The 26,925-nt window shown below is 54.9% G+C and carries 21 protein-coding genes and 2 pseudogenes; all 23 read right to left on the bottom strand.

Translation table 11 applies throughout. The features are described 5' to 3' along the window. Nucleotides 1-2 precede the first annotated feature (2 nt). Entirely contained in the window at nucleotides 3-4,427 is a 4,425-nt protein-coding gene (locus tag AC4IBF_RS09050) for an RHS repeat-associated core domain-containing protein (protein WP_491463267.1), read from the bottom strand. Nucleotides 4,428-4,430: 3 nt separating this feature from the next. Continuing rightward, entirely contained in the window at nucleotides 4,431-4,871 is a 441-nt protein-coding gene (locus tag AC4IBF_RS09045; RefSeq protein ID WP_252093100.1) for a DcrB-related protein, read from the bottom strand. Nucleotides 4,872-4,946: 75 nt separating this feature from the next. Further along, nucleotides 4,947-5,846: pseudogene (locus AC4IBF_RS09040) on the bottom strand (Ivy family c-type lysozyme inhibitor). A 41-nt stretch (nucleotides 5,847-5,887) separates the two neighbouring features. Continuing rightward, nucleotides 5,888-6,403: a hypothetical protein gene (locus AC4IBF_RS09035; protein WP_491463266.1), complete on the bottom strand. Its 516-nt coding sequence runs from the start codon at nucleotides 6,401-6,403 to the stop codon at nucleotides 5,888-5,890. A gap of 75 nt (nucleotides 6,404-6,478) precedes the next feature. Further along, the gene (locus AC4IBF_RS09030) at nucleotides 6,479-6,976 is read right to left on the bottom strand and encodes a hypothetical protein (protein WP_232057348.1); all 498 of its coding nucleotides are present in this window, start codon (nucleotides 6,974-6,976) and stop codon (nucleotides 6,479-6,481) included. After that, on the bottom strand, nucleotides 6,969-8,891 hold the full coding sequence (locus AC4IBF_RS09025) for a type VI secretion system Vgr family protein (RefSeq protein WP_491463265.1): 1,923 nt from the start codon (nucleotides 8,889-8,891) through the stop codon (nucleotides 6,969-6,971). The genes AC4IBF_RS09030 and AC4IBF_RS09025 overlap by 8 nt, the downstream gene beginning before the upstream one ends. 59 nt (nucleotides 8,892-8,950) lie before the next feature. Next, nucleotides 8,951-9,388, bottom strand: coding sequence for a hypothetical protein (locus AC4IBF_RS09020; protein WP_240741463.1), 438 nt, complete (start codon nucleotides 9,386-9,388; stop codon nucleotides 8,951-8,953). Nucleotides 9,389-9,451: 63 nt separating this feature from the next. Then, nucleotides 9,452-9,988 carry a hypothetical protein gene (locus tag AC4IBF_RS09015; RefSeq protein ID WP_133294639.1) on the bottom strand — a complete coding sequence of 179 codons (537 nt, stop codon included), beginning with the start codon at nucleotides 9,986-9,988 and terminating at the stop codon, nucleotides 9,452-9,454. Between the two features lie 16 nt (nucleotides 9,989-10,004). Next, nucleotides 10,005-11,102 carry an ADP-ribosylarginine hydrolase Tri1 gene (gene tri1, locus AC4IBF_RS09010; protein ID WP_133294640.1) on the bottom strand — a complete coding sequence of 366 codons (1,098 nt, stop codon included), beginning with the start codon at nucleotides 11,100-11,102 and terminating at the stop codon, nucleotides 10,005-10,007. 37 nt (nucleotides 11,103-11,139) lie between these two features. Continuing rightward, a complete protein-coding gene (locus tag AC4IBF_RS09005) occupies nucleotides 11,140-11,520 on the bottom strand; it encodes an immunity protein Tsi6 family protein (RefSeq protein WP_133294641.1) in 381 nt (126 codons plus the stop codon). An 80-nt stretch (nucleotides 11,521-11,600) separates the two neighbouring features. Beyond that, on the bottom strand, nucleotides 11,601-12,671 hold the full coding sequence (tri1, locus tag AC4IBF_RS09000) for an ADP-ribosylarginine hydrolase Tri1 (protein ID WP_133294642.1): 1,071 nt from the start codon (nucleotides 12,669-12,671) through the stop codon (nucleotides 11,601-11,603). 200 nt (nucleotides 12,672-12,871) lie between these two features. Then, the gene (locus tag AC4IBF_RS08995) at nucleotides 12,872-13,219 is read right to left on the bottom strand and encodes an immunity protein Tsi6 family protein (protein WP_045404268.1); all 348 of its coding nucleotides are present in this window, start codon (nucleotides 13,217-13,219) and stop codon (nucleotides 12,872-12,874) included. Then, nucleotides 13,212-14,474: pseudogene (locus AC4IBF_RS08990) on the bottom strand (polymorphic toxin type 46 domain-containing protein). Before AC4IBF_RS08990 ends, AC4IBF_RS08995 begins: the two are co-directional and overlap by 8 nt. A 2-nt stretch (nucleotides 14,475-14,476) precedes the next feature. Beyond that, nucleotides 14,477-15,271 (bottom strand): DcrB-related protein, encoded by a 795-nt coding sequence (locus tag AC4IBF_RS08985; RefSeq protein ID WP_491463264.1) that lies wholly within the window; start codon nucleotides 15,269-15,271, stop codon nucleotides 14,477-14,479. An 11-nt stretch (nucleotides 15,272-15,282) separates the two neighbouring features. Then, complete coding sequence (locus AC4IBF_RS08980; protein ID WP_143345238.1) at nucleotides 15,283-17,211, bottom strand: type VI secretion system Vgr family protein; 1,929 nt, start codon at nucleotides 17,209-17,211, stop codon at nucleotides 15,283-15,285. A gap of 71 nt (nucleotides 17,212-17,282) precedes the next feature. Further along, entirely contained in the window at nucleotides 17,283-17,735 is a 453-nt protein-coding gene (locus tag AC4IBF_RS08975) for a hypothetical protein (RefSeq protein WP_045404275.1), read from the bottom strand. Beyond that, entirely contained in the window at nucleotides 17,719-18,522 is an 804-nt protein-coding gene (locus AC4IBF_RS08970) for a DUF8093 domain-containing protein (protein WP_143345239.1), read from the bottom strand. Before AC4IBF_RS08970 ends, AC4IBF_RS08975 begins: the two co-directional genes overlap by 17 nt. A gap of 20 nt (nucleotides 18,523-18,542) precedes the next feature. Beyond that, nucleotides 18,543-19,961 carry a serine/threonine protein kinase gene (locus AC4IBF_RS08965; RefSeq protein ID WP_133294646.1) on the bottom strand — a complete coding sequence of 473 codons (1,419 nt, stop codon included), beginning with the start codon at nucleotides 19,959-19,961 and terminating at the stop codon, nucleotides 18,543-18,545. A 24-nt stretch (nucleotides 19,962-19,985) separates the two neighbouring features. Further along, the gene (tssH, locus tag AC4IBF_RS08960; protein ID WP_133294647.1) at nucleotides 19,986-22,601 is read right to left on the bottom strand and encodes a type VI secretion system ATPase TssH; all 2,616 of its coding nucleotides are present in this window, start codon (nucleotides 22,599-22,601) and stop codon (nucleotides 19,986-19,988) included. A gap of 38 nt (nucleotides 22,602-22,639) precedes the next feature. Then, nucleotides 22,640-23,683 carry a type VI secretion system baseplate subunit TssG gene (gene tssG, locus AC4IBF_RS08955; RefSeq protein ID WP_252093116.1) on the bottom strand — a complete coding sequence of 348 codons (1,044 nt, stop codon included), beginning with the start codon at nucleotides 23,681-23,683 and terminating at the stop codon, nucleotides 22,640-22,642. Further along, a complete protein-coding gene (tssF, locus tag AC4IBF_RS08950) occupies nucleotides 23,680-25,551 on the bottom strand; it encodes a type VI secretion system baseplate subunit TssF (RefSeq protein WP_325849172.1) in 1,872 nt (623 codons plus the stop codon). Before tssF ends, tssG begins: the two co-directional genes overlap by 4 nt. 2 nt (nucleotides 25,552-25,553) lie before the next feature. Then, complete coding sequence (tssE, locus tag AC4IBF_RS08945) at nucleotides 25,554-26,117, bottom strand: type VI secretion system baseplate subunit TssE (protein WP_111964760.1); 564 nt, start codon at nucleotides 26,115-26,117, stop codon at nucleotides 25,554-25,556. Further along, nucleotides 26,110-26,922, bottom strand: a complete 813-nt coding sequence (locus AC4IBF_RS08940) for a type VI secretion system accessory protein TagJ (RefSeq protein ID WP_136195751.1) — start codon at nucleotides 26,920-26,922, stop codon at nucleotides 26,110-26,112. The genes tssE and AC4IBF_RS08940 overlap by 8 nt, the downstream gene beginning before the upstream one ends. Between the last annotated feature and the right edge of the window lie 3 nt (nucleotides 26,923-26,925).

Genomic DNA, 26,925 nt, shown 5'->3' with positions numbered 1-26,925 from the left:
CCCTATAATTGCTTACATCGTTGTCTGGATTTTAGTGTTCTTTCTCTATCAATTAAGCGTCCGCGCGTCGAGTTTTTAGTATTCCCTCTATGTCCTTGATCACCATGGACATGCTCATTGAACTTGTCGGGATGGTTATGATTTTTCAAGAAAACAATATTCCTCGGATCACCTTGCCATTTAGAACCAAGTGTACCATTGCCTTCTACCGAGTTGATATGATGCCCAGTATAGCCTGCCCGTGACATCACGGAGGTAAGACTCTTGTTCGGAGTCTTCAATATTAAATCTCTCTCTTGCGCTGTCCAATTCCTGGTGCCAGCCCCACCATCCTGCAATAAGGCTTTTTCTTGTACCCATGCCCTAGAGATAGCAGAGCTTCTAGCTCCGTTTTGAGCAGAAAGAGAATCGTGTGGGCGGTAGCGAATCAGATCTTCAGGAGTTAACCCCCACGGATCCACCCACCCCAGCGCATTGGGCGCATACTGGTAAAGGTTTATCCCCCCCGCCAGCCCTATCGGGTCCTGCTGCGTAAACCGCCCGCAGTCCGGGTCGTAATACCGGAACAGATTGTAGTGCAGCCCTGTCTCACGGTCCAGGTATTGCCCCTGCATGCGCAGGTTCTGAGAATATCCTGATACCTGCGACTCGCTTTCCCGCAGCAGCTTGCCCCAGGCGCTGTTCACCCCTTCCCAGCGCACCTGCCCTTCGATATCCGTCATCCGCTCCGGCGTGCCGTTCGGCTGGCAGTGGAACCAGAAGATCTCCGGAGCATTAACGCCATCAATACGCGCCAGCGGATCGTAGCTGTCCTGATCGCTGTAGACGTAGGTCAGCGGCACATCCCCGTGCACCTCCTGCAGCAGACGGAACCCTTCCCAGACAAACCGGGTGGTGACCGGCTTGCCGGTTGGCTGTCCGCCCAGCATCTGGCGTCGCGTTTTACTGATGCGTCGCCCGAGCGGATCGTAGCGGAAGCTGACCTGCGTCTGCGGTTTGTTGCGATCCCGCGGCTGGCTGATGACTTCCGTCAGGCGATGTTCGCCGTCGTAGCGGTAGTGCCAGCGCGTCTGGCCGTTATCCTTCTCCACGGTGCGGCCGTGGATATCATACCGCCAGCGAATGCCGTTCAGCTGAGTCAGGCGGTTGTGCGTGACCTTCTCAGCAGATCCTTCCAGCGGGTTACCGGCAGCATCCCAGCGCCACTGCTCCTGGCCGGGCAGCGTGCCGTCCTGAACGAGCAGGCGCCCGGCGCTGTCGTACTGCCAGCGGTACCAGTTGAACGGGTTATCGTCCCGCTCTTCCCGCACCAGGTTATTGCGATAGTCGTAGTCCCAGCGGCGGGACCAGCGGCGCGGCGACGGACGCTGGGCATTGCCGGTAAAGACGTCCCGGCGATGCAGTCGGCCAAGACGATCGTATTCGCTGCGGGTGGTCAGCAGCCCCTGGGTGCGGCCGGTCTCCCGGTGGAGTTCGTCGCGGGTAAAGTCGGAGACCGACAGCTTATCGAGAGCAATGCTGAGCAGATGCCCGCTGCCGTAGTAAAACTGCTTGAGCTCGCGACCATCGGGCAGCGTGACGGAGGTGCGGTTGCCCAGCGTGTCATACTCCCACGCCAGCTCGCCGTGCTCGCCCGCTTCGCGCGTCACGCGACCGAGCGCGTCATACTCAAAGGCAAGCTCCTGCTCTGCCTCGGTGGTCCACGCGTCGGCTGCAAGTGCAGGATGCAGCCCAATCCGGCTTAATAGCCCGGACGGCGTGTAATGGTAGCGGGTCTGCCCCTCCGGCGTGGTGCGGGCGACCAGCTGGCCGCTCGCGCTCCAGGCGAAGACGTGGGTGATGGCCTCCGGATGACCGGCGGCAAAGGTGCGCGCTATCGTGCGCCCGCATGCGTCGTAGCGATACTGCGAGGCCACGCCATCGAGCCCCACCTCTTCCAGCAGCAGCGAATCTGGCCCCCAGCGAAACTGATACGCTTCGCCGTTCTCGTTTTCCAGGGCAATCAGACGCCCGCGGCTGTCCCAGCGGCGGCGCACCTCTTCCCCCTGCGTATTACGGGTGGCGGTTAAGCGCCCCGCCTCGTCGTATCTGAACTCGCTCTCTTTCCCGTCGGCGCCCGCGTGCTTCACCGGCAGGCCACGTTCGTTCCATTTGAGCGATTCAGTCCAGCCTTCCGGGCGATCGAGCTGCACCGGACGCCCTGCGGCGTCGTAGCGGTAGCGCGTCTCTTCCCCGTCGGCGCCAGTCTCAGCCTCCAGCCAGCCCAGCGGGTGATAGCGATAGCGGGTAATACGCCCGGAACAGTCGGTCGAACGTACGATCTGCCCGGCCTCGTTGTACTCCTGGTAACGGCTGTTCCCAGCGGCATCGACCTCTTCCACGACCTGGCCAAACTCGTCCCGGCGCAGCTGCGTCGTCTGCCCCATCGGGTCTACCACGCGCTTGAGCCCGTGATGTTCGTCGTACCAGAACCGGGTGGCGCTGCCGTCGGCTTCAATAATGGCCGCAGGAAGCGCGCGGTGCTCCAGCCAGGTGGTGGTGCGGGTATTGCCGTCGGCATCGGTCTCCTGCACCCGGTTGCCCATCTCGTCGTAGACGAAGGTAACGGCGTTGCCGAGCGGATCGATGCGACGCGTGAGAAGCTCGTTTTCGTCCCACTCGTAGCGCCAGTTTTCACCGCGCTCGTCAACGTAGCGGACAATAAGATTCTGCGCGTTCCAGTAGTGGCGGCGCGTCTGACCGTCGTAGTGCTCGACGGTCGTCAGCCCGGCGGCTAAATCGTAGCTAAAGCGGCACCCGTCGCCGGTGCTGGTACGGTTTTCCACCACGCGCCAGTGGTCGAATTTTTGCCACCGGTATTCGCTCTCCAGACCGCCCGGCATCCGGTGCCAGACCATCAGGCCGTGGTCGTTGTAGCGGTATTCACGCGTCACCACGCCTGAGGCATCCGTCGCGCTCGCCAGCTGGCCGCGCGCGTCGTAGCCCCACTGCATCAGCGGCCAGGTCTGGTTGCCGTCGAAATGGCTGGCTGCGGTCACGCGCTGCGGGAAACGTTCATCTTCATAGCGCAGGGTGACGTCGATTGCCCGCGGCTCGTCATGAATACCAGTCAGCCTGCCGTGCTCGTCCCACTCCGTCAGCAGCGCGTTGCCGTATTCGTCGCTGAGGGAGGCCAGACGCAGGATGGAGGGGTTCGCCCGGGTTGGTTTATACAGACGCCACACCGCGCCGTCATCGTCGGCAATCGCCACGTCGCCGCTCTCGTTGCGGCGGATAATAATGCCTTCGCTGATGCTGTAAAATGCCCGGTCGACCGGCGGCAGCTCGAAGCTCAGCTCGCGCCCGGTTTCATCGAACCAGGTCGCATTGTTATCTTCCAGCGAGAGATAGCTGTCAAAGGTCGTTGCCCAGCCCAGGCCGAACAGCCCTTCGCGGGTAGTCAGGCTGTTGTAGCTGCGCTGCCAGCGAAGCGGGAAGCGCCCCGGCAGCGAGAAGTCGAGCTCATCGTCGTCGTTCAGCACCTTCACGCCGGTGGCGGCGTGGACCGGGTGCGAGGAGCCAAACACGGCGTTGACCGCCATATCGGCCAGCATCCCGCCGCCGGCCGCGGCCAGCGCGCAGGGCATGTTTTTCAGGATCTTGCCCGGACGCCCGCGCAGCAGGGAGAGCGCAATCATCCCCAGCGCCAGACCCGGCGTTTTACCGCTTTTGATATCGCGAACCGTGAGCGTATCCCCGCCGATGATTACGTTCGGGGAAACATCGTCGGACACGGTACCTTCGCAGGTGGTGCGATCTTTCGCACGCACCGCGGGCTGCCCGTTGATGAAGACGCTTTTAGAGCCTTCCGCCAGATACTGCGGCCCGGAGTGCTTTTCGCACGCCACCTTGTCTTCTTCCAGCGGCGAGGTTCCGGCAGCGGCAGAGGCGACACTCGGCTGCCACATTTCGCTGCCAAACTGTCCGGCGGCGGAAAGCAGCATGCCCGCGTAATCGGCAAAGCTGCCCGGCGACTGCGGCTCAGGTGAAGGAGTATCTGCGGGCGTCAGCGTGCCTGCCGCGCGTGCGGCGGGGATTGCGTTGGTGAGAACGTTACTGGAACCGGTCGTGATTTTACCCGCAGGCGACGGCGGGAAAAGCGCATTACCTAACCCCTCAGCGGCGTTGCTGATATCGTCGGTGATCCCCGCGACGTTCGCCAGCACGCCGCCAATGATGCCGCTTAACAGACAGCTGGATCCAATTGCTGCCACGCCTGCAGCTGCTGCCCCGGCCCCCAGCAATGGCGCCGCTACGGTTGCTGCTGCGCCTACCGCCGCGCCGATCACCGCATAGGCGGCACCTTCCGCCACAATGCTGGTGATGTCAGCAAAAATGCTGGAGTGAATAATCTCGTCGCCCTTACGGGCCGCGTTGTTATCGCTCATGCCTTACACATTCCGGTTGTCGTTTAGCGTCAGACTCTGCTTAAGCGCGCTCCAGCGCACCTCGTCCTCTTCGGTAAAGGCTCTGAGTGCCGAGAGGGTAAAAATCATCAATACCGGTTTGCCCGGCGTCTGCACGGCCAGCTGTTTTTGCCACAGGCGCTGCCCGTTACGGTCAAACGTGGTCTCAACTTCCAGCCCGTTAATGTTGCCGTCAGGCCCGGCCTTTACGTTCCTAAATTCGCTCTGGGCGATCTCACCCATCTGAGGTCGCAGTACATCCCACTGGCGGTGGAACTCTTGTTCATAGTCGCTGCCATTGGGGATCACGCCACGGCTGACCACCACGGACAGCCCGCTTTCGTCATCGCGAATAATGTTCATGCTGTTATCCTGCCAGGCAGCAGGAAAAAGGGAAAACGAACCTTCCTGGAGGGTGTATTTCATAAGTGAACTCGGGATGATTAATATTGTGAGAAACAAAAAGGCCAATCCATGCTGGCCCTTTGGCTGGCTGTTTTATTATTTACGCCATTGACCTGACTGTTCGACTAAAACCTGGCTGCCTTTGCTGACAACCAATTTCGCGGGCTCATACGTCACGGTATAAACGATCTCGCCATTCTTGTACGTTGAACCGATTATTTTACCTGCGGAATCGTGCAACGTTTTTCCCTTTAAGGAGATCGTACTGTTATCGCTTTTTCGCACGCCGAGATAGAGCATCTCGTCACATTCGCTCTCAAAATGACCGCACCTGTTTTTCAGCGAAATAGCGAACTTTTCGGTATCCAGTTTTCGGGTTTCAGCGTGATGAACCGAAGCGGCTTTACGTAACGTATAGCGCTAGCGCTGTGGAGCATAATCATTTCCTTTTTGAGGAGGCGTTACCAGACGCCATTCCATTTCACTCCCCTTTATTTCCAGAACAGCCCGTCCGCCTGCGCCGCCTGCCCAAACCCCGTCAAACGCAGGTCTCGACTGGCTGTTCGTTGCAAACTGCATCGTATTGAACCTGGCGGCCCATTGCTGGATATCAACATTAATACCCGGGCTATTATCAGAGGATTGGTAATGGATTACGTCCGACTCCGAAACCACCCAGGCCGCAAAGATTTTGCCGTCAGGATTGATAACCAGCGCTGACGCGTTCTCCAGATAAAGATCTTTTAGCCAGCCTTCAACAAACAATCCTCCACCTGTGGTGGTATGCGGTTCGCCGAAGACGTCAAAGTTATCAATAAAGGTTTGGTAGTGATTTCCCAGCAGCGTCCTGAGATTGTCTGTCACTTCACTGTCGTTAAGGATGCGACCTACCGTATCGAGCTTATTATATTGCGATAATTCAAGTGCCGATGACGTTTCAACGACGCCTGTCAATAAAGCCGTGAACAATACGACTGCCAGATATTTTTTGGTCATAAATTATTCTTGAGAATCATTTTTGTAATTCATCGTTATTTTTATAACGTTGCCGCCTTTATCTCAAAAGAGAGCAATTCTTTATCCAATTCGTAGGTAATCCACTGCTCCCCCGCATCATTGTCGACCTGACCGGTACCGTATGCGCTGTTCAGTTCCTTTCTCGTTGAACCCACATGGACACCACGCGGCGTTGCGAATTCTTCGGCAGTAAGCGTAATCTGCGACACGATATAATCATCAACGCTTCGTTCAGCTTTATCCCACCAGAGATTGGAAGTGAATATCTCTACTCCAGCGTTTTGATGCTGAAAGAATTTATATTGGACTCCATCAAAAGGAACCTCACCGGTAAAACTACCTTCCACCGGCACGCCAATTTTACGGGCAATATCAGGCGTCCATCTGTCGCCCAAGGCGACAGGCAGGTCTTTGATCTGTACTGAAAAATCCTGTTTAGTCAGAATGGATGGCTTACCTTGAGCGAAAACCACATTGCTGCCAGGACAGCTAAACATCAGGACCGAACAAAGAAATATTGGCGTATGTTTTTTCACGTTAATCGTCATTTATTAAATGTGTATGGCCATTATCCCCCTGAAGAAACCGTCAGGACATGAGTGCAGTATTTCTTAGTCGGCGCTAATGACGACTGAACCCAGACAGTGAGGATTTTTCACGGTGAAGCTGAAGCTCACTTTTTGTCCATTCATATCTTTTCGGGCTGTATAGCTGGTCACTTCGTTCTCCGAACGGCCGCGCGGATAATCAGTTAACCTCAGCTGCGGATAGCGCTTTTTAACGGTATCAAGCGTTATGCATTGACCTGAGGAAGGTGAAAAATTCAGTAAAGGCGCCATGCCGTCGTTTTGTTTGCTTAAACGTAACCCAATTGCGGTTATGTTCGTTCCATCAGCGAGTTTGATATCGTCGGCATTGTAGAAATTGATATATTCATTTTGCCTGGTCATCTTAAACGATAACGGCGCGTTACTAAGGGTTGTAACGGATAACGTCTTAAGCGATGCACTCATCCCGGAAATAAACATCCAAAGATCCTTTTTCTGTGCATCACCTCCAGCCATTCCCGTCGTTAGTAACGCGATAAGCACCGCACCTGCTTTACTCATCTTTGGCCGTAAATTTCGCCTGCACCGCCGCATCAATATCCCCTTTATGCCCCGATCCCGGTGCCGTGGTGCCCGGTTTTGTACCAGAGGTATTCAGATGCAGCTTACCGCCAGTGGTGATATACCCATCCCCTTCCACGAAGAAGTTAAATTCTTTACCGATCAGGTTAATCTTGCCGTTAGCATTCAGCTCAATGGCACTCTCACCGGAGACCAGCCGCAGCTTCGTCCCGGAAGCAATGACGTACTGCTCCACCGCCGCATCCAGCTTGCCTTTCCCCGTCAGGATCTCGGTGCCACCTTTCACGGCCTGAGTCTGATTCGCTTCCACGCGATGCAGTTCATTTTTCTTCACGTAATGGCTGCGCTCGCCGCCGACGCTGTGCGTTTCATCATTTTTAACGCTGGTGTCCATGTTACGCTCGGCCTGGATCCACACCTGCTCTGCACCCGCTTTATCCTCAAAGCGCAGGGCGTTGGCGTTGTCCACGGAACCGTCTTTCGTGCGGCTCATAAAACCCATCTGCGTCGCCGCGGCAGGCAGCGCCCACGGCGGCATGCTCGCGTCGTTGTACACGCGACCGGTAATAATCGGCCGGTCCGGGTCGCCGTTGATAAAGTCCACCACCACCTCATCGCCGACGCGCGGGATCTGCACCCCGCCGTAGCCCTGGCCCGCCCACGCGCTCGACACGCGCACCCAGCAGGAGCTGGTGTCATCGCCCTTCGCCAGGCGGTCCCAGTGGAACTTCACCTTTACGCGGCCGTATTTGTCCGTCCAGATGCTCTCGCCGTTCGGCCCCACCACTTTTGCGGTCTGCGGGCCGTAGGTGCGCGGCCACGCCGTGGTCTGCGCCGGACGGTACACCACCGCCGACGGGATCACCGTGAAATCGGTGCGGTGAATGGTCTCCCCCTCGCCGCTGGCGTAACGGTTCTCTTCAAAGTGATAGCCCGCCGCCGTGACCAGATACTCACCGTTGTCGCTGAAGAACGGCGCGTTGGTTAACGTGAAGGTGTGCCCTGGCGCAATCCCCGCCGCCGTGGCGGTGGCCTGAATCTGCTGATGCTCCACCTGCCAGCGCTCCTGACGAATGCGGGCATAGAACTCCCCGTGCCCTTTGTCCACAAAGCGCCCCGGCCAGTCGTACACGTCGATGCTGCCCGGCTTCGGCGATGCCGGGTTCTGCTGGGCCTGGAACAGCCACGCGTTCGGCTTGCGGAAGTCATAGTCGTCGAGGCTGTAAATCCCCGGCGTCACGCTGTCCTCCAGCGCCCACTGGCTGATGCCCTCTTCATCCGTACTGCCGCCTGACGGCGTCTGGTGGTAAGGAATAACCTCATAGCCGCTGAACGGCTGATGCTGCGTGGCGGCATCGGTCAGCACCAGGGTGTGTTTGTCCGCCTCATGGCGGAAGTGATAGGCAATCCCCTCCAGCTCCATCAGGCGGCTGATGAAGTCCAGGCTCGACTCCTGATACTGCACGCAGTAGTCCCACACCCGGTAGCTGCCGGTGAGTTTATCCTCAACGTTAACCTGATGCTCACCCAGCAGGGTTTTCACAATCTGCGGCACCGTCTGGCCCTGGAAAATACGCAGGTTACGGTCGCGCTTCATCGGCCACAGGTCCGGCTCCACCGTCAGCTGGTACACCGCATAGCGGGTGCCCGTCAGCTCAACGGCGCTGACCGCCACGCGGGTAATTTTGCCGTTAACATAGCGGGACGTCAGCAGGTTCTGCGTCGGGATAGCCACCGTGACCGGCTGGCCCAGCAGCTTGCTGCGGTCGATGCGCGCGTCCGTGCCGAGCACGGTCAGCGTCAGCGCGAACGACTCGGACATCGCCTCGCGGCCCGTCAGTTTCCAGAACAGAAGCCCCTCCACCGGGAGCTGAACGGTAATTCGGTTGAGCATAATCTTTATTCCACTATGGACTAATCTCGGTGTTCATTGAGATATTTTTTAAATCGTGCTTATTTAAGCCATAAACCTGAAAACATAAGGACGCTACCCAGGGAAACTACGCTTTTAGCAACGATAAGTAAGCAAGGCGCAACAACGCGTGTTATAGACGATATTGCTTCATAATTTTCAGCATTGTATTTTTTGTGCCCTCCTGTAATCCCGGAAAAGATCGTACAGAGCAGCACAACGGTAACTTTTAGTCCCCATACGCACAGGAAAGACATGGAAAAGATAATCGAATAGTGTTTCGCCGTTGCGACGGAGAATAATGACATTGACAGCGCGAGCCATTTCAATGTAAAGCCAATAACAACCGTAACCGCTAGCACCAGAACGAACATCACACCAGCAAGGAACCATTGTTTTTTGTTGAACAAATCCTTTCCATTCCAGATAAGTGCTAGCGTCCAAATCATAAAAATAAAAAAGAAAAACAAATGCATCATAATATCCCGCATTTACTTATTTTCATATCCTGGCATTGCTGGCATCTAACTAACCTCTTTATATCAGCCTGTACTGCCAAACCAGATGCCATAGAGCATCAAGATACAGCCTAACGAGGCGAGACATTTTGCTACCAGGTGTAATTTGGCCCCATACCGGGCAGACAGAGACGATAGTTTTAAATACATTTCTTTGGTATTATACCGTTTATGAAATCGCATAATACTCTCGAAAATAGCATTCAACATCACAACAAAAAATTTCGACAGTAACATTGCCACCAGGGATGCCGGTAATATTAATGCTATCGCCCGCGCGCTTTCTCTGTCCAGTAACGGGGTTAATTTTGATACGCCAATTAAAATGAGTGTCAATGCAAGCGCACCAACCAACACTGAAATGAATTTAATTCGAAAGTCTCGCCACTCTTTTAGGGTGTAAAGATCTTTCCCGTTCCAGATATAGACTAAGGCGATGAGTATAAAAATTATAAAGCCAGTCCATTTCATTATTTCATCTTTTATCCATGCTTTTTGCCAGAGTAAAAAACAGCCACTACTTTTCTTCAGATTTATGACACGGATATCCTTCCGTGCCATAGATGATGAACAATTTCTAAGCGATGTATTCAGGAGCTCTATCGAACAATTCACCTGCCATTGTAGCAATCCGTTCGTATTGAACGAGTTTGTTTTTCCACTCCTTCGGAATACCGGAGCACCCATATAATGCCCCAGCTATTTGTCCCGCCGTGGCCGCAACGCTGTCAGCGTCATCGGCAAGATTGGCAGCCAGCAGAATCGCATCCCGGAAATTATCAGTATTCCATACGGACCACATCGCGGCCTCAAGCGTATCGATTACATAACCACTTGAACGAATCTGATCGCGAGTTTTTTGCTTATATTCACCCGCGTTGATAATCATTACACGTGGCTGTAGCGGCATGACGTGCGGAGAAAAAACAAAATCTTTATTGCTACCGTTAATCATATGCACGAGCAAATAACTTAAATACTGTGTGCTATTTATTGCTTCCGCGGCTCCATGCGTTGCTATACTTTGTTTTTTAGCCTCATAAAACGCTTTACTTAATGACTTTCTAAAAAAAATAGAGACAGGTGCTTGCCTGATGATGGAAGCATTACCTGCAGTTTCTGGTGCTGTATTACCGTTCCACCCGGGACCAACAGTTAAATATTGCTCTAAAGCAAACCGAGTTGTATTTCCTATATCAAAACAGACGCCATTTGAACTATTATAACCATGCTGATACCATTCCAGAAGTTTATTCCTGAAGCATATAGTATCAGCATCACCTTTCTCAAGAAGCGTTTCCGCAAGACATAATGCCATGGATGTATCATCCGTCCATTCACCTGCGCGGAGTCGAAATGGCCCACCACCTATCATATCTTTGACATGTGCTTTGTCACGAGGTAAAAATTCGAGCGTCGTACCTACAGCATCTCCAACAGCAAGACCTATAAGCGCACCGACAGCACGGTCTCGCGATTCCGCTAGTGAGATGTTACATGATGGCGTTAAGTCCCATTGTTTTTGTACATCACTATTCGAGGATGATTCTAAGGGTTTATTATCATAAATATACTGCAGCCTCCGCTGGACGGAAGGATTGCTAATCGGTAAGTATTCGCGATATTTATCCACATATTTTATCAGGGCATGCAAATTGGTATGTAAATCTATCATCCATCACCTAAAATATAGTTACATTCAATATCGTAACCTAAAACTCATCAGGATATTTCATCTTTAGGTTTTGTTGTTTTATTGTGTAATTGGCGTCAACCTCGTGCGGTAGTCTAACCTTTAACCCTCGACGTATTTGATCCACAATAAACCAGGCATCCGACAACCTTTCGAAAAACAACTCATCAGAATTATCAAACTCCTTCGCTGCAAACATACCGAAAGTCATTTTCCATAACTTTGCTTTATCCTTTTCCTTGCCTTCGATTAAGTCCCGTAAAAATATTAATTGTTGTACAATAGAGTCGTACATTTGTAAAATCGGGGCGTGAGAATTACGATTCGTGACGTCTGCATATCTCTTTTGTGCTAAAGTTAATGCTTTATCAACATAACCAAAGGTTGTCATTTCATTCATTGCAGTAGATTCAGTTAAATTGAAATACGACACCTTAGTGCGAGTTGTTTTATCACCTCGCTTCCCCCTATTAATTCTAACTATAAAAAATTATCCTCAGGTGCTCTATCGAATAACTCACCTGCCATTGTGGCGATACGTTCGTGTTGCACGAGTTTATCTTTCCACCCCTGCGGGATACCGGAATAACCATATAATGCTCCCGCTATTTGTCCCGCCGTCGCCGCAACGCTGTCAGCATCATCGGCAAGATTGGCAGCCAGCAGAATCGCATCCCGGAAGTTGTCAGTATTCCATACGGACCACATCGCGGCCTCAAGCGTATCGATAACATAACCACTTGAACGAATCTGATCGCGAGTTTTTTGCTTATACTCACCCGCGTTTATGATCATTACACGCGCGCACAGTGGGAAAATATGAGGCGAAAAAGCTTCTTCTTTTTGATAACCGTTAATTAAATAGTGCAATACCAATCCGAGAAATTGGCATGCGTTAATTGATTCTACCGCGCCATGCGTTGCTCTACTCTGAGCCTGGGATTCGAAGTAAATCGCACGCAGCGATTTTCGACGAAAGATAGATACCGGGGCTTGACGAATAACCCCAGCATTACCAGCAGTGTGTTTCTCTGTATTGCCATACCAGGAAGGTCCGACACGCATATACTGTTCAAGCGCGAATCGCGTCGTATTCCCGATATCGAAGCACCGACCATTACTGCTATTATCTCCGTTAAGATACCATTTCAAGAGATATTTTCTAAGCACATCGGTATGCATTCTTTTTTCTGAAAGATAAGTCTCTGCCAGACATAATGCCATGGACGTATCATCTGTCCATTCACCAGGTTTTAATTGAAAAGGCCCGCCACCAATCATATCCTCTACATGTTCACTGTCTCTTTTCTTAAACTCAAGAGTGGTGCCGACGGCGTCCCCGGCTGCCAAACCGACCAGCGATCCAAGTGCCTTATCACGTGAAACATCTTCAGTTATGGTTAAAGGTAATGTTGCATCCCATGAGTGAGATGAATTCGACGCATCAAGACTAGTGTTTCTTCTTCCATTACGGATATTAATTGGCATGTAGCTACGATAACGATCGGCATAACGATTGATTACCGAGTCTTCACTGTGAAGATCTTCCATTATGCATTCTTTATAAAAGGATTAAACCAGGGAAACTGCGCATGACAGATTATAATCTATCATTCTCTCTTTTTTTCCGTGAAACAGAAGACTTAATTACATTAAAAAATGGAGATAGCAATCAAGTGTATATGATAGTTACAGCAAAAAAGTGTTAACGATACCGGACAATCACATTTAAAAATAAAAAAAACTGCCTATCACTTACGATATCTTTTTTGCCTTTTCAGGTACTCTACGTCTTGCTCATGGGGAAGAATAACCTTCAATCCTTGCCCCATCTGCGAGGCTATATAATTAGCATTGGACAAATGCTGAGCAAGTTCGGCATCGGTAGTATCAAACTCTTTAGACGCAAGCACTCCAAGATTCAATGTGTGTAATTTACTTTTATCTTTTTCAGCACCAGTTAGAATAGATTTAATATAATCCAACTGATTTTTCGCCATAACATATAAAGAAAATGTAGGATTTTGTTCTAATCGATTATTAATTGCATCAATAGCATCATTTATATAATCTAGCGCGGTGTAATTTTCTTTATTCATGAGCCACCTTAAATATATCCTTTTCGCTTGAAAGCATCTGTATTGCCCCACCTTTTGTCTGATAGGGTACATCTTTCACTGACCAAGTATCAAGTGCGGGCAAAGAAGTACTACGTAACATTTCAACTTTTTGTTGTGAAACATACGGTTTTGCTACTTTATCAACAACTTGATCAGTGCCATAAATAGTACCTTTTGGATTGATACCCAACTCTGTTGGCTCAACATCTTCTCGAAGAGCATACCAGTTTCCCTGTCGTCCTCCTGGCACTTGGTTTTGATAGAGTGTTTTATTTCTGTTTATTGTTTCAACACTCACTCTATTTGTATAGTCAATGCCATTATCAAAGTCACGAATCTGTTGCGGAGTGAAGCCCTTAGATTCGAGCCAGTTTCTTGCCAGCTCTTTATTTCCTCTGGCTGTAATATCTCTATTGAGATCGCCCGTGCGTCCAAATTTTTCATTAAGTTCAGCTCTTCGGGCCGAAATATTTGGCTTAACCGGTTCGAGAACAGGCTTACCAGCCCGCCACGCATCAAACCTTGCCCCTCCCTTCATGCCAGCCCCGCCGCCGATAACAGAGCCAATCAGCATCCCCCATTTCTGACCGTCGCTGCCTTCGCCAAACAGCATTCCACCCGCGTAGCTACCCACAGTGCCACCGCCCATCGCACCGAGGGTACTCAGAAGTGCGATTGCCGGACTGGCCAGCACCGCCATGGCTCCGGCACCAACGGCGAGCATCGTCCAGTTAACCCATTCCGGGATTTCAGGACTTATTTCATCGGTCTGAACCTTGCTTCCACCGATAATAACATTACGCGATCCCTGACTAATCTCGGCGCTGCAAGTCAACTTATCGCCTGTGCGAGAGGCGGGAAAGTTATTGATGTAAACTTTTATCGAACCTTCCGCAACCCGTTGCAGGCTACCGCTGTGCTCATCACACTCTCCGGCTGACAGATGAGCGCGGATAGCCTTTCAGCTGTTGATAAAGACATTGGGTGAACCTTCTTTTAGCGTACCGGTGGTATGGCGTGGAGCCCATGACATACTGCCGAGGAGCTCACCCAACCCACCCGCAGCACATGCCCCAGCCGCAACGGCAGAAACAGCAACCAACGCGGTCCCTCCTGTGACGACAACGGCAGCTGCGCCCAGAATTGCCCCACCAACCAATCCTGCGATCATCCAGCCTTTTGAGGCTGTATGAGCAATCTCATCATCTACGCGAGCGGCCAGACATTCGGACATAACTATTCGGCTCGCTGTGCCATCAGATACCCACGTATCCGATCGGGTGTATTAAGTTGGTCAGAACCAGAGACCTGGCGGCATACGGAAAGCTGTGAAAGTAGGTGATGTGATTTGTCTGCGAAAGTCGTCCAGAGCGCGTAACGAAGGGGTTGGCTGTCCGGAACGGGTGCAATACTGAGTGGTTTACCCTGTTTTTCAAAAAGCAAATATTGCCCCTCTTTCGCCCGCTGAAGCGAAAGATGTCCATACAGTTCCTGAATGTTTTCAAAGACACTCAATTCCTTACTCTCACTATCAAGCGCAAAAAATGGCCCCTGGCTGTCGGCAGCGAGCATTTCTCTAGTTTCAGTCTGAGCCGGTTTGTGGAACTTAATACTGCGGATAATTTCCTGATATTGATTATGATAATAATCGCTAAACTCGCCCGGGCAAGTACCGATATAACACACCATCTTTTGGCCGCCAGGATGGTCACCGAGCAAAATAACGGTCTGCCTCTGGAAAATGATCGCATTATCATTTTTGAATTGATAAAAAAGCTCAACCGCCGGGAGACCATCAACAGAGGTCATCTGCGAGGATTCGAGACGAAAGTCGGGCACCGTAATTTCCAGTTCACGTACCAAACGGGTTGCCGCATCATGGACTTTATCTTCGTTTTTAGCACTCGCACGAGAAACAACAAAAGTAAACTCGCTGGCTCCGTTATCACTCAGGGTAAATAAATTCATGGTTCTGTCTTTAAAAACATCGGGTAAGGCAAGGGATGCTTCCTGAAGAATATATTCAGCCATTCGGGTTACTCTTATTTATTGCCATTAATAACAAAAAAACTATCCACTTCCTGCTGGATTTCACCCTGAAGGGATGCGCCAGGCGGATCGATGACATTTTGTCCATCATCAGGGTTCAAATGTAATTCGCCGGAAAGCGTATTAATTTGCGCATTCTCTTTTGCAGTAAAGTTAAAATTATTCCCAATGATATTAACGCTGCCGTCTTTTGATAGCTCGATAGCACTTTCACCACATTCAAGTCTCAGTGTATTACCTGCGGAAAGGATAAAATTGTTAACCACTTTATCGTTTCGACTGTTACCCGTCAGGCATATCACATCGCCTTTAATCCCTGATTTCTGATTTTTCGCTACCCGTAAGGTTTCATCTTCGCCAACAAACTGAGTGCGATTTTTTTCAGTAGAATGCGACTCGTCGTTTTTGACGTTAATATCCAGATTCCGCTCGGCCTGGATCCACACCTGCTCTGCGCCCGCCTTGTCCTCAAAGCGCAGGGCGTTGGCGTTGTCCACGGAACCGTCTTTCGTGCGGCTCATAAAGCCCATCTGCGTCGCAGCGGCAGGCAGCGCCCACGGCGGCATGCTCGCGTCGTTGTACACGCGACCGGTAATAATCGGCCGGTCCGGGTCGCCGTTGATAAAGTCCACCACCACCTCATCGCCGACGCGCGGGATCTGCACCCCGCCGTAGCCCTGGCCCGCCCACGCGCTCGACACGCGCACCCAGCAGGAGCTGGTGTCATCGCCCTTCGCCAGGCGGTCCCAGTGGAACTTCACCTTTACGCGGCCGTATTTGTCCGTCCAGATGCTCTCGCCGTTCGGCCCCACCACTTTTGCGGTCTGCGGGCCGTAGGTGCGCGGCCACGCCGTGGTCTGCGCCGGACGGTACACCACCGCCGACGGGATCACCGTGAAATCGGTGCGGTGAATAGTTTCACCCTCGCCGCTGGCGTAGCGGTTCTCTTCGAGGTGGTAACCCGCCGCCGTGACCAGATACTCACCGTTGTCGCTGAAGAACGGCGCGTTGGTTAACGTGAAGGTGTGCCCTGGCGCAATCCCCGCCGCCGTGGCGGTGGCCTGAATCTGCTGATGCTCCACCTGCCAGCGCTCCTGACGAATGCGGGCATAGAACTCCCCGTGCCCTTTGTCCACAAAGCGCCCCGGCCAGTCGTACACGTCGATGCTGCCCGGCTTCGGCGATGCCGGGTTCTGCTGGGCCTGGAACAGCCACGCGTTCGGCTTGCGGAAGTCATAGTCGTCGAGGCTGTAAATCCCCGGCGTCACGCTGTCCTCCAGCGCCCACTGGCTGATGCCCTCTTCATCCGTACTGCCGCCTGACGGCGTCTGGTGGTAAGGAATAACCTCATAGCCGCTGAACGGCTGATGCTGCGTGGCGGCATCGGTCAGCACCAGGGTGTGTTTGTCCGCCTCATGGCGGAAGTGATAGGCAATCCCCTCCAGCTCCATCAGGCGGCTGATGAAGTCCAGGCTCGACTCCTGATACTGCACGCAGTAGTCCCACACCCGGTAGCTGCCGGTGAGTTTATCCTCAACGTTGACCTGATGCTCACCCAGCAGGGTTTTCACAATCTGCGGCACCGTCTGGCCCTGGAAAATACGCAGGTTACGGTCGCGCTTCATCGGCCACAGGTCCGGCTCCACCGTCAGCTGGTACACCGCATAGCGGGTGCCCGTCAGCTCAACGGCGCTGACCGCCACGCGGGTAATTTTGCCGTTAACATAGCGGGACGTCAGCAGGTTCTGCGTCGGGATGGTCACCGTGACCGGCTGGCCCAGCAGCTTGCTGCGGTCGATGCGCGCGTCCGTGCCGAGCACGGTCAGCGTCAGCGCGAACGACTCGGACATCGCCTCGCGGCCCGTCAGTTTCCAGAACAGAAGCCCCTCCACCGGGAGCTGAACGGTAATTCGGTTGAGCATAATCTTTATTCCATCTAGCTTATGCGATTCAGAAAAGAGGTTCGCATCTATGCATGAGCGTCATTTATATATCAAAGTGAATGAGTTTTTTCTCTTTTGCCCATTACGTAAATGAGAGAATATATCTTCAGAAACTCCGATATAACAAACAACCCTAAATTCACCCACACATTTGAAATACCAAACACACTTATCAGAAGTGGGAAAAGAGAAACCGAACATCTGAATGAAATGAGACGAAAGACTTCCTGAATAAGGGCAAACTTAATCGCAACATTTTTTCTCTTAAAAAACATCCAGGCCGAAGCAAAAAGAGAAAGCAACAAAAGCAAATCAAATATAAAAAAGAGGGTTACGATAAAGCTGTAACCGCCTCCTGAAATGACATCTGAGTTCCCTGTGAACGCGATGATATCTGAAATGAAGGGGATCCTGTCCTGGCGAAGTGAATTTATAGCGTAAAGCAAGATAGCCAGTACATCCATACATCCCCAGAAATACCATAATTTACTTTTTAAATTCATAATCCTCTTCTCTGACTCCAGGTATCCATTGCCATGATTTACCACTTACTGCCCAGGCATCATCGCTCTCAAGGTATTTCTGATAAATGGATCGTTGTTCTCCGAATCGTCTAATTACAGATTTTTCAGATATCAACGCGCGTGATACTCCGTCCAGGTCTGCGGGTAGTGCTGTCCAGCGCTGGATTTTATCGCGCGACGTATTCATGTAATCTTTACCGTCCGATCCAAACACCCGTCCCTCGTCCCCCATGCTCGTCAGGCGATTAATCGCCATGATCACAACATTTTTTGTGCCATGATAATCATCTTCCACAGTTTTCCAGTAACCCGGTCCGTAGTAAGCGGTCGATGGAATAAATGAATCACGCGTTGGGGCTGGTTTTCCAAATAGAGCGACATTGTTTCGGTAACGTTCGAGGATGTAACTCACGAAAGCTGAGCTGTACATCTTCTCATCTACACAAAACAACTCTCCTGACTCAGAGATGGAAAAGGGATATATGGCTTTTGTCCGTTGACGGTGGTCTGTTAAAACTACTTCTCCTGAGTCAATTAACCGTTCAATTTTACTAAGATTTTGTGCGTAGAGAGGATCAAACACGGCATTAGGATTAAATTCGAAGCGACGTCGCAACGTTAAACCATCAATGCTGTGAAATGGATTTAAAGCACCGCGCACCACAACAAATTCACGTCCTACGTCGCTCCGCGCATAAACAGGAGAGACAATCTTTTCGAATTCCTTTGGATGAAGCCTCTGGCTTCGAAGATCGTACACTTCCATAGTTTCTCCTGTTTATATTTCTACGGATTCACCAGCCAGGTGCCCGGCCTGGTGATATCCAGCGTCTGGCCACGCGTTCTTCCGTTGCCCTGCAGTTCAATCTTCACCTCACCGGCCGGCAGCTTGAGCGACGCATAACCGTTGGTCGCTGGACGGAGCGCTTTTTGCTCGCCGTTCACTTTCAGCGTTTCGCCATCAAGGATGCGGATATAGACCAACGCAATCGGGCTCTCGACAGGCGGTGGCGTCTGCTGTGCCGTCGCCTGCTCGCTCACCTTCGCCGTTTCCGGCTTCACGTCTGGCGCGTTTGCGACGGTTTCGGTTGGACGCGTCTCGCCCGGTGTCTGTGCAGCCTGCTCAGGGGCATCGTTACCGCCGCTGAACAGCATCGCCCCGGCGATAACCCCTACCAGCACGCCTGCGGCAACCATGCCCGGGATCTTGTAGCGGCGCCAGTCGAGCAGCGAAGCCGGTTTCTCGTCTTCAACCGGAACCAGCATCGTGCCGGGCTTTTTCGCCGTCAGCACGTCGTTGATCCCGGCGACCGGCATCTCTATCAGCGCGGCGAACTCGTCGATTGACTGCGGACGATCCTCCATGTGCAGCGCCAGCGCACGGTCAATGGCCTGCAGCAGCGGAATGGAATAGCCCTGCGGCATGATTTCCACCAGCGGTTTGCAGGTATCCTGAATAGAGCGCACCACGCTGACCGGCGGCGGAGAACCCACAATCAGCGTACGCAGCACCGCGCCGAGGGCGTAAATGTCCGTCCACGGGCCCTGCTCGCTTTCGTTGTCGTCGGTGTACTGCTCAATCGGGGCAAAGCCCGGGCGCAGCATGGTTTCCGTTTCGTCGGAGAGATTACCGATGGTGCGGCGCGCGGAGCCGAAATCAAGCAGCACCGGCAGGCCGTTATCCTGGATCTGAATGTTATCCAGAGAGATGTCGCGGTGCAGGTAGCCTTCGTTGTGGATAGTCTTGATCGCGCCAAACAGCATCGGCAGCGTGCGGCGGATCCAGGCTTCGTTAATCAGCTCCGGCTTTTGTTCGCGCAGGCGCGAAAGCGTGGTGCCGCTGTAAAACAGCGTCCCCATGTAGGCCGTGTCGTTTTGCACCCAGAAGCGCAGGACGTGCAGCAGGTTCGGGTGGTTAAAGCGCGCCAGCAGACGGGCTTCCTGAATGAAGCTGTTCAGGCCTGCGGAAAACGCTTTGCCAAAGCGCTCGCTGCGCAGCACCAGGGTCATGTCGTCGCCGCGCACGGCGAGCGAGGAAGGCATAAATTCTTTGATAGCGATAGTGCGTTCGAGCTGGTGATCCCACGCGCGATAGACGATGCCAAAACCCCCGCCGCCGATCACCTCTTTGATTTCAAACTCGTTGAAGCGGTACCCGACCGGGAGCGCGTTTGGGACAGTCCGATTGTTATCATTATCCGTCATCTTTTACAGTTCTCTTGATGATTATTACGCGGCAAACTGACAGTGAAACTCGCCCTGCTCGCAGGTGACGTGCAGACGTCGGTACTGCTCGTCGCTGCGGCTGGCGGTAAGTAAGATCTGGCTCATCTGAGGCAGCAGAGTGTTGGTCAGAATAGCGTCCACCATGCGTCCCCCGGACTCCACCTCGGTACAGCGCTGAACGATCTGTTCCACCACGCTGTCGTCAAACTCAGAAATTATGCTGTGATTCTCTTCCAGACGACGCTGAATGCGCTTGAGCTGCAGGCGAACAATCTGCCCCAGCATCTCGTCGCTGAGCGGGTAGTAAGGCACTACCAGCAGGCGGCCCAGCAGCGCCGGAGGGAAGACCTCCAGCAGCGGCTGGCGCAGCGCGCCGCTTAACGCCTCAGGCTCCGGCATCAGGTCCGGATCGGCGCACATGGCGCTAATCAGCTCGGTGCCGACGTTGGACGTCAGAATAATAATGGTATTGCGGAAATCGATGTGGCGTCCCTCGCCGTCTTCCATCCAGCCTTTATCAAACACCTGGAAAAAGATCTCGTGGACGTCCGGGTGCGCTTTTTCAATTTCGTCCAGCAGCACCACGCTGTAAGGACGGCGGCGCACGGCCTCGGTTAACACGCCGCCTTCACCATACCCTACGTACCCCGGAGGCGCACCTTTTAAGGTGGAAACGGTGTGCGCTTCCTGAAACTCACTCATGTTGATGGTGATGACGTTCTGCTCGCCGCCGTAAAGGGATTCGGCGAGCGCAAGCGCGGTTTCAGTTTTACCGACCCCGGACGGTCCGCAGAGCATAAAAACGCCCACCGGCTTGTTGGGATCGTCCAGCTTCGCCCGCGAGGTTTTCACGCGGCGGGCAATGAGATCCAGACCGTGACGCTGGCCGATAACGCGCTGGTTGAGCGTGTCTGCCAGGTTAAGCACCGCGTCGATCTCGTTTTTCACCATCCGGCCCAGCGGGATCCCGGTCCAGTCGGAGACCACCGCGGCGACCACGTTTTCATCTACAGCCGCAAACAGCAGCGGTTCATCGCCCTGAAGGGCGTTCAGCGCCTGCTGCTGCTCCGCCAGCTGGCTGCGCAGATCGGCGCTATCTTCATCACCCGCCGCGAACAGCGCCGCGCGCAGGCGAATAATTTCCTGCACCAGGCTGCGTTCTTCTTCCCAGCGCAGGGCCAGGGCTTCGCGTTTTGTTTCATACGCGTCGCGTTCTGCGCGTAACGTCGTCACGCGCTCGGCGTCGCCGGCCCCCACGCGCGCTTCGCGTTCAGCAATCTCAATTTCCACGTCCAGCGCGGCAAGGTGGCGCAGGCAGTCTTCGAGCTGCCCAGGTGGCGCGCTCTGGCTGACCGCGACGCGGGCGCAGGCGGTGTCGAGCAGCGCAACGGCTTTGTCCGGCAGCTGACGCGCCGGGATGTAACGATGCGACAGCTTCACCGCCGCGCTGACCGCCTCGTCGAGCAGCAGGACCTGATGGTGCGTCTCCAGCGGCGACACGGTGCTGCGCAGCATCAGAATAGCTTTCGCTTCATCCGGCTCGTGCACCTGCACCGTCTGGAAACGACGGGTCAGCGCCGGATCTTTCTCAATGTACTTTTTATATTCTGCCCAAGTAGTTGCGCCGATGGTGCGCAGCTGGCCGCGAGCCAGGGCTGGCTTCAGCAGGTTCGCCGCATCGCCGGTCCCCTGCTGGCCGCCTGCGCCAATCAGGGTGTGTATCTCATCGATAAACAGAATAATCGGCGTGGCGCTGGACTGGACTTCGTTAATGAGCGCCTGCAGACGGGCTTCAAACTCGCCTTTCATGCCTGCGCCCGCCTGCAGCATGCCGATATCCAGCAGCCACAGCTGAATATTTTGCAGCGGCTCCGGGACGTCGCCGTCGGCGATGCGCAGCGCCAGCCCTTCAACAACGGCGGTTTTGCCGACCCCTGCTTCCCCGGTCAGCAGCGGGTTGTTCTGACGGCGACGCATCAGGATATCCACCATCTGGCGGATCTCCTCGTCGCGCCCGACAACCGGGTCAATCTTCCCTTCCCGGGCGCGGGCGGTCAGGTCCTGGCCATACTGGGCCAGCGTCCCCTGTGCAGCCGGTACCGCACCCGCCGGTGCGTCGACGGCGGCAGCGGCCTGCTGCGTCTCTTTGCTGTTGGCGCAGATGGTATCGAACTGCTCAATCAGCACCTCGACGTTAAGGCGGGTAAATTGCGCCGAAATGCTTTTCAGCACGTTGGCCAGGTTCCAGGTTTTCAGCATGCCGATCAGCAAATGGCCGCCGCGAATGCGGCTGACGCCAAACTTCAGCGAGCCGAAGACCCAGGCGCGCTCCACGGCGCTGTCGATATGTTCGGAGAGATCGGAAACTGAACTGGCGCCACGCGGAAGGACATCCAGCGCGGCCACGATATCGCGCGTCAGCTGCTGTTCGTCGAGGGCAAAGTGGCGGATGACCTGCTGCAGATCGCCATCCTGCTGCTGCATCAGCTGATGCAGCCAGTGCACCAGCTCCACGTACGGGTTGCCGCGCAGCTTGCAGAACGCAGTGGCGCTTTCCAGAGAGGTAAATAACAGCGTATCCAGTTTGCCGAAAAGCACGGCACGGCTAATTTCTGACATGTTAGTTTCCATTAACAATGATTCGGTATACGGAAGGATTACCGCTCTGCGCGATACACCAGATCGCCGCGCGGGACAGGCTGCGGCTGAATGCCCAGCCAGGTGTTATAGCCTAATCGCCCATGACTGCCGAGCGTGGTGCCCTGCACCGCGTCTTCGCGCAGGATCACCCGCGTTTCCCATTCAAATTCTACCCCAGCGTACTGACGCACCCAGTCGCGCAGCTCGGTGACCCACGCTTCACCCGGCAGAAAGCGGTTGTACTCCTCCGCGCTCAGCGGGCCAATCTCGATGCGAAACTTATGCTGCACGTCGCGGACGGCGACGCCGAGAAAGGCCGATTCACCCATGCGCGGCATGCGGCGTCCTGCTCCCAGCTGCGCCTGCTCGCGCGTGGAGAGGGGCATCCACTGCGGCACGTTGCTAACCAGTTTGACCGGCGCCTTAAAATAGCCGCGCAGGATCTTCTCCAGCCCCTCGGGATCCCGCCCGTGGCGGGTCAGGTGCCCGGCGTGGGTAAAGCGCGCGTGCGAGCTCAGGCTGCCTTTGTTCATCTGCCCCGGCTGGCCCATGCCAATCAGCGACGCCAGATAGCCCTCAAAGCGCTTGTTATCAGCACGATCCAGGGAGACGGTAGGCTGCGCATCCGCCCAGGCGCGGTAAAACAGCAGCGCAAGACGGTGATGGAACAGATCGGCAAACGCGCTGAGGCTGGTGTCCTGATGATGATAAATACGCTCGCGGGCGTACTCGGTCATATGGACCGGGAGCGGGCCGTTCGGGCCAAACAGGCCGAAGCTGAGGATAGACACCTCGTGCAGCCCGCTCTCTTCCCGCTGACGTACGTGGGCCAGCGTCGACGGCGCAAAGCTCATCGACGGCTGCTGGCCGATGCGCAGCGGTTCAAATTTCGGCAGCGGCGCGCGTCCCAGCGGGTAGCGCTCGCCGCCCTGGGCATCAATGCGCCTTAACAGCTGAAACAGATCGTAGCGCCAGGGCGTCTCACGGACGCCGTGCCAGAACGCGTCCGGCAGCCTGGTCAGGCGATGCACGCGCAGCGGTGCAGTGGCAGCGTCACTCATATCAGCGCCCTTTTACCCATGCGCGGCGCCCAGTAGCCAATCTCGCCGCGCTGCTGACTTTTCAGGGTGAACTCCGTAAAGCTGTTGATAGACACCAGGCGGGCAAAGAGGCGCTCCATCACGCTACCGAAGAGCCACGGGCTGGCCCCGGAAAAGGCTCGCTCATCCACCGTCAGGGTAATGCCGATCCCGCGGGCGAACACGACCGGGCCGGGTTCAGGCACGCGGCGGTGAACCGGCTCCAGCACGCAGTGGCGCACCCCCTCCACCTGACGCGCAACGGGCGTTTCGGCCAGGTTGGCATAAAGCCCTAACAGCTGGCGCAGCGCGGCCGCCCCCTCTTCGTTTTCGCTGTCCATCAGGCTGAGGTAGTTCATCTGCAGCTGGCTGATAAGCCGCCAGGTGCTGAACCCTTCCGCCAGCGCCGGACGCGGCGGCGTCGGCCCTTTACGCAGGGTGAGGGATTTCACCGGCATGGAGTCCGCCACAATGAACTGCCCGAGTTCCTGCTGCAGCATCAGCGGCAGGTCGCGGCTGGTGCAGAGCACCTCGGCAGAGATATAGCGCAGGTTCTCCTGCCAGGGGGCATGCTGTTCATCCACCAGTGAAACAAACACCTCCGAGCCGATATAGCCGGTACGGGTGCCGTAGCGCAGGGCGTGCTCGGACAGCACGCGCTGCTCGCGTCGCAGCGAAAAATAGGCCCCGTAGTTGCCCGCATCGCCGCTCCAGGTGCTCCAGAATGGACGAAACGTCTGGTCATCGCGCTGGCCGTCCGCGCTGCCATAAATTTTTTTGACCGTGTAAATTTCATAATCCAGCGGACGAATGTTATCGACCACCAGATGGTATTCATGCTGGCAGTCATTCAGCTTCTGACGCGCCGCGACCTTGGGAAACAGGTTGATGACCGGCGTACAGTGCAGCGCCAGATGGCTGGCATCGACCACGCGCTCCAGCTGTTCATCTGACTTATCCAGCAGAATGAAGATGTCGAAGGCTTTTTCGCCTTCACAGCGCTGGATCAGCGTGCTCAGACCGCTCAGGCTGATGAAGCGGAAGCGGGCCGGAAACGCAAAGTACTCCTGCAGCAGGCGATAGCCGTCAAAGTTGCGCAGATCGTCCGGCAGCAGCGCCTGGTCAGGCTCAAAGCCCTCCTGGCGCAGCGCATCTGACGCCAGCAGCTGTCGCTGCGGCTGCGGACTGACCGTCTGACAGACGATCCCGGCGTGGTGCTCCATCACCAGCTCCAGCAGCTTCAGCGCTTCAATGTCCGGACCGCCGAGGAAAAATTCCAGGCGGTCGAAATCCAGGTGCCCGAGGTTTTGCGGGCCGTCGCAGGCAATGCGGATCCGCAGGGCGCTGCCGATCCCCCGCTGGCTCAGTCCCAGCTGCGCCAGCGGCAGATCGGCGGGGACGCCGCCCAGTTCAACCTTATCGATTTTCAGCGGCAGCAGGTTGACCTCGTGCGCCGTGGTATAGCTGCAGGTCACGCCGGTTTTTTTCAGCGCCAGGCTGTCCATCATGGTGCCACGCGGGACAATAAAGCCTTTGCTCAGGTCGCCCCGGCTGCTGTCGGGCTCAATCTCCGCAATCGCCATCGACGGCGTGGGCGCGAGATAGTTAGGCGCGATCATCTCCAGCAGACGCTGGGAGAAGCGCGGAAACTCCGCGTCCATTTTCATCTGCACGCGGGAAGTCAGGAAGGCGAAGCCCTCCATCAGACGTTCGGTATACGGGTCCGCCACTTCGATGCCGCGCATGCCCAGCCGTCCGGCGACTTTAGGGTAGCGTTCGGCAAACTCGGCCCCCATTTCGCGCAGATAGGCCAGCTCGCGGTTGTAATATTCGAGCAGTTTACTTTCCATGATTACCCCGCATCCTTCAGTTCAAAATGGCCGTTTTCCAGATCGACATCGGTACGAAACAGAAACTCCAGCGGGTACGGCACGCACCATAAACGCCCTTTGATCTCGATGGAGAGCACGTTGTGCAGATCCAGCGAGGAGGTATCCGACACGCAGCGAACCTGCAGCCCCTGCGGCAAAATGCGCGGCTCAAAATTAATGATGGCCTCGGTGAGCTTGCGCTGAATATCGTGCCATTCGATGTCCGACATTCTTTTCCCGGCCAGCGGCGCGACGCCGAAGTTGACCACCGAGCGGTTCACGTGCGGCAAGGCGCTCAAATCGCCGGAGGCATCGTGGTTGATGGTGTTAAACAGCCACTGCAGATCGCGCAGGACGTTGCGGCGCAGGGCGGCGTGGGTGATCAGATTGCTGTTGGCCGACTCGCGCTTTTTTTCCGGGTCGTCATCGGTAAGGCGATCGAGCAGCGAGGGCTGCATTTTGTCGCGCGCCCCCACCTTCTCCTGCTTGCTGCGGGCTTGCCAGCCGCTGCGCAGCAGATCGCCTTCGCCAGCGGGATTACTCATCGGCTCCATCCGTCGCAAACGTCACGAGGCTCAAGGACAGCAGCGGGCTTTCGCTTTGCTCGCTCAGCCAGGCTTTCTGGCCCCTGCCTTCGTAAAGGGTACCGTCTTCGTCGAGCGCCTGCCATTCGGTGGTGCGGCCTAATTTGACCGCATCAGCGGCATCGGCAGCAAAAGGATAACGCGCCGGGATCTGACACACCTGCTCCGTACCGTCGGTCAGGCGCACAAGCGCGTGACGCCAGACCAGATCGGTGACGCTGGCAGGCGCCTGGAAACGGATCTCCGCGATAGCGTTAAACGGCAGCCAGAAATAGCGGCCGTTCACTATGGTTTCGCAGACCGGGCCGAGACGGGCATCGCCGTCCATCAGCCAGTCAAAAGCCTGCGTCTCCTCGTTTTCGAGGGTGATGTGACCCGCAGTGGCCTGCGCCTGTTCAAGGGCTTCAAGACGCAGCGCATGCGCGCGCTCGCCGTCCTCGCTCAGCGCCGCGGCAAGAGTAGTCAGCCACGGCCACTGGGTTTCAGGCATGGCCGGACGCGCCTGTCCCGCCATCACCTGCGCGCGCTGCTGCTCGCCCTGAATGGACTGCTCCAGCAGCGTGACGGTAGGTTTCGCCTGAGGCTTCAGCGCCAGCCAGCTTTTCAGCTGGGTAAGAGCCCGCGTCCAGTTGCCGCTGAGGGTTAAAAACTGCACAAACGCAGCGCGAAGGTCGGCATCCGCCGGACGGGCTTTGATTTCAGCTTCCAGACGCGCCAGCGCATCGTTGAGCGACTCGCCCGCCAGGTGTTGATAAAGCGTATTCATAGC

The sequence above is a fragment of the Enterobacter sp. Taxon_8 genome, from assembly GCF_058354585.1.
This window is presented reverse-complemented; position numbering and strand designations above follow the sequence as displayed.